The sequence below is a fragment of the Cohnella luojiensis genome (assembly GCF_004564235.1).
Classification (GTDB): Bacteria; Bacillota; Bacilli; order Paenibacillales; family Paenibacillaceae; genus Cohnella; species Cohnella luojiensis.
Map to the genome: position 1 here is coordinate 1 of NZ_SOMN01000071.1, position 3,735 is coordinate 3,735.

Genomic DNA, 3,735 nt, shown 5'->3' on the forward strand with positions numbered 1-3,735 from the left:
TCCAACTTCAGTTTGATTTCTGAAGCCGGAAGTGCGGAAGTGAGTATTCTTGAAGAGCCCGGTGCGGGAAATCCGCACGCCGGGATCTGTGCGGGGGGCGTCGAGTAATCGGCGTCTCTACCGTGACAACGAAATAGACTGGAAGGGAAAAACTAAATGATTACAATATCGTGTACTAAGAAGCTGTTTGAACTTAGCCCTTTTGTTGAGGAACAAGATAATGAATCAAATGATGAATTCTTTAAGTGGCATGCGAATGTGTTTCGTATGGCCAAGAAGAACAACCTAATCTTTATGAACAATAGAACAAGATATTGTTTTATTTTGTTTGGGATAAAGAAGGAACACTTTAAGAATTTTAACGAGTTATTCATTAAATCGCTTTCTGAAAATCTAAGAGCAGAGGGAATACCAGACTCAAAGATTAATGAATACGTAAGTAAAGCAAACAGCATAAAGTTTACTAAAACTTATGATCGAAGTGTTATAGGATCGATGACAGACATGGTTAAGATGACCGAATTCTTAATAGAAGATTATTTTCCAATACAAGAAATGAATAATATAGATCTAAATAAAAAGAATAATCATTCCCCTATAGTAAAGCTGAAAAACTTTCCAGACCGTTTAATGAAAGAAGCTCTTGGAATCTAAGCCATTCACTCTTTGGGGCATTCGTCCCTTGGTCCGGCAAGGGTTAAGATTTTTTTGGAGGAGTTTGTGCAGGTGGTGCAGGCGGTCGCGGAGTTAAAGGTGTTGGATTAATTCCACCTTTCTTTACCATTCCTTCATTTAGCTTTTTGTTATCGCTCATCTGTTTTCTCCTTTTTAATTTTATTGTGGTTGCCCGATCTGTGGAAACTCTATTATTAAGTCATCTTTATTTTTAGTAAGATACATTCCCTTAACTTCATATAATCTACTGCCATCTGAGTTCCTGTAGACAATTACGTCTCGAAGGAATAATTCATTATTGTCATGAGTATCAGAATATGCAGAAACCCATCCTTGATAAACTAAATCATTGCTTAAATCCCGTATTGTAATCCATTCAATGTCCGGAGATTCAAATATATATTGCCAAACATCAGAATCGCCGAATTTCTTGGTGATTTTTAATTTTTGCGCAGCTCTGTGAATCATTTTTCGATTAACCATTATTGACACTAATACACCTAGGATGAATGAAATTAATGTCGCAAAGAAAACTTCCTTAATGTTAATTGTTGATTTACCATTGGTTAAAGCCTCGATGAATTGAACGGTTAATGTTGTATTATTGATTAAATTAATAATTTCAACTGCGATATACAATATGGAATAGGAAGTAAGTCCCAAAATAAACGAATATAAGATGAAATCTTTTAATTCACGGCCTCGATGCGTAGTCAGTTTATCTAAAATAAGAGTCGCTATTATTCCTGGAAAAAACAGCAAAAGCAATCTTATAGTAAGATCTGATAATTCCATTCGCTCACATCCATTTTTTAACTTTATTGATATACTAACATTATTTTCAAAATAGAGACATAAGAAAGTATGTAGCTCTTCGACGATGACTTCACCCAATTTCTCGAAAGAAGGCGTTAATACAGACGAATCTAGGGTAACAGCCATAGACTAAGATGTACGCTTAGGCTATGTTAGCCTTATCTTAGAGGAGGAAAAAGGTTATGCAACAAATTTCACCGGTATGTCATGATACCGTCTTTCCGCTTCTCGGAAGAAAAGTTTGTGCGGTCACCCAGGATGGTAAACATTATTATGGAACTATCAGCGACGTAAGGGATGGACGGGTGTTGTTGACCGGTTGTACGATCGGTGATGGACCCTTGACTCTTGCGGCAGCAAAAAACGAAAATAAAATTAAAAAACCAAACCCTAAGAAGAAAGCAAAGTTATCTGGTTTATATGATGGTTACGGTGGATACGGTTATGGATACGGATCCTATTGGTTTCCGTTTGCATTCATCACCTCGCTTTTTCTGCTTACACTTTTCTTTATTTGATTTCACAATATGGAGCCGGCAGGACATTCTGCCGGTTATTTTTTTGTTCGGGTTAATTAAAAGGACAATTGAGTAACAATATGGAATTGAATTCTAAGAAGATTAAGTACTCATTATGAAGAGCAAAAATTTGTAAAAAAGATGGTGAAAGCATGGATGATCAGCTACTAAGAGCAAAAAAAATGTTCACTTCTTATCACGGAAGTACATTCCATATGTATCGTAAAGGTGATTTTGAAGAATATAAGAAGTTTGACGTTCAAAAAGAAATGGAAATTGAATGGTTTAAGGAAATGATTGATGAGTACACCGTTGAATTATCAATTAGAGACTGGACTGCAGTGCATAACTTAGAACTAATAGCCAGTAATTATCAAGATAAAATGATACTCGAGAATGTTATTTCCTTTGCTGCTAGGCATCTAATGAGTGCTGATAGCATTGTTAAATTGATGTATGCCGAGCGGATAATCGAAATAATAAATAAAACTAAAAAGAATATATCCAAAGAACTCTTACATAAATCATATAAAACTACAGTGATTATCCTAGAAGATATAATCTCAAAGCCATTGATTATTGATCCGGGACATGAATTAAATAATTACGATTTAGTTGATAAAAGATCACTGAATAATCGAGCAAAAAGAAGTATTGAAGTGATTAAGAATGATCTTCACTAAGGAGAATACATATGAAGATTCAAGAAATTAAGTTGCTCGCGAACGACTTGGATAATTTAGTAGATTTCTACAATAGAATTTTAGAGCTTCCGATAGTTGAACATTCTTCCATTTATGTTTCTTTTCAAATTGGTTCATCTAAATTAGTGTTTGAACTAAGTGAAGAAGTTGTGAACCCCTATTATCATTTTGCATTCAATATTACGGAAAGTAAAAAGGACTTAGCATTAAATTGGTTAAAAGCAAAAGGAATTCATATTAATTTAATTAATGGCGAAGAATTCTATTTTTCAGAATCATGGAATTCTACTTCAATCTTTTTTTATGATCCCACGGGAAACATTGTGGAACTAATAGCACGGCACAATACTAAAAATAGATTGGGTCATGACTTCTCAACTGATGACCTATTAAATATAAGTGAAATTGGAATACCGGCTCTGGATGTCATAAACCTTTCTGAATACTTATTACATCAATACAAAGAACAAATCTATATTTCCGGGAACTCCATGTTCACGCCTATTGGAGATGAAGAAGGATTATTAATCCTTTCATCATTAGATCGAAACTGGTTAGGATCGAACAAGAAGGTCGAAATATTCCCGCTAGAGATTGTCATTGCAGATGGAAAAGAAGACTCGATGCAGATACTAAATTACCCGTATATTATACGAAATATCTGAAGTGCATAGGGCAACAGAATAATAGGGAGTTGAGGAAATAATGGATTACAGAGGATCCCAATTTTATGGTGAAGATCATAATTTCAAGAATTATCTCGAAAGAAGAAAATGGAGCGAGAATGCAAATGACTCCATTGAAAAACCTATTTTTATGGATTTAATTGGTGATGTTACGGAGAAGAATATTCTAGATCTAGGCTGCGGAACTGCTTCTTTTGGCATTGAGCTTTTGGAGAGTCTGTAAAATAGATTGTGTAAACTCCTAAACCCATTAAAATGGAAGTATACGAGAGGTTGGGGAGAACACATGGGATTATGGACAAAGCAGCAACTCCGAGCGTTTATTAAGGAGAACAA

The 3,735-nt window shown here is 34.9% G+C and carries 6 protein-coding genes; 5 read left to right on the top strand and 1 reads right to left on the bottom strand.

What is annotated here, in order from left to right; genetic code table 11:
* The first annotated feature begins 156 nt into the window (after window positions 1–156).
* The gene (locus tag E2980_RS23615) at window positions 157–654 is read left to right on the top strand and encodes a DUF6933 domain-containing protein (RefSeq protein ID WP_135154661.1); all 498 of its coding nucleotides are present in this window, start codon (window positions 157–159) and stop codon (window positions 652–654) included.
* A gap of 180 nt (window positions 655–834) precedes the next feature.
* Here E2980_RS23615 and E2980_RS23620 read toward each other — a convergent pair whose 3' ends face one another.
* Entirely contained in the window at window positions 835–1,470 is a 636-nt protein-coding gene (locus tag E2980_RS23620) for a DUF6338 family protein (RefSeq protein WP_135154666.1), read from the bottom strand.
* Between the two features lie 203 nt (window positions 1,471–1,673).
* On the opposite strand from E2980_RS23620, the gene E2980_RS23625 reads away from it, so the two are divergent.
* The 4 genes from E2980_RS23625 to E2980_RS23640 all read left to right on the top strand — a co-directional run bounded on the left by E2980_RS23625 (window position 1,674) and on the right by E2980_RS23640 (window position 3,622).
* Window positions 1,674–2,009 carry a hypothetical protein gene (locus tag E2980_RS23625; protein WP_135154662.1) on the top strand — a complete coding sequence of 112 codons (336 nt, stop codon included), beginning with the start codon at window positions 1,674–1,676 and terminating at the stop codon, window positions 2,007–2,009.
* Window positions 2,010–2,161: 152 nt separating this feature from the next.
* The gene (locus E2980_RS23630) at window positions 2,162–2,692 is read left to right on the top strand and encodes a hypothetical protein (protein ID WP_135154663.1); all 531 of its coding nucleotides are present in this window, start codon (window positions 2,162–2,164) and stop codon (window positions 2,690–2,692) included.
* A gap of 11 nt (window positions 2,693–2,703) precedes the next feature.
* Window positions 2,704–3,378, top strand: coding sequence for a VOC family protein (locus E2980_RS23635; RefSeq protein WP_135154664.1), 675 nt, complete (start codon window positions 2,704–2,706; stop codon window positions 3,376–3,378).
* A 40-nt stretch (window positions 3,379–3,418) separates the two neighbouring features.
* Window positions 3,419–3,622 (top strand): hypothetical protein, encoded by a 204-nt coding sequence (locus E2980_RS23640; protein WP_135154665.1) that lies wholly within the window; start codon window positions 3,419–3,421, stop codon window positions 3,620–3,622.
* Window positions 3,623–3,735 lie beyond the last annotated feature (113 nt).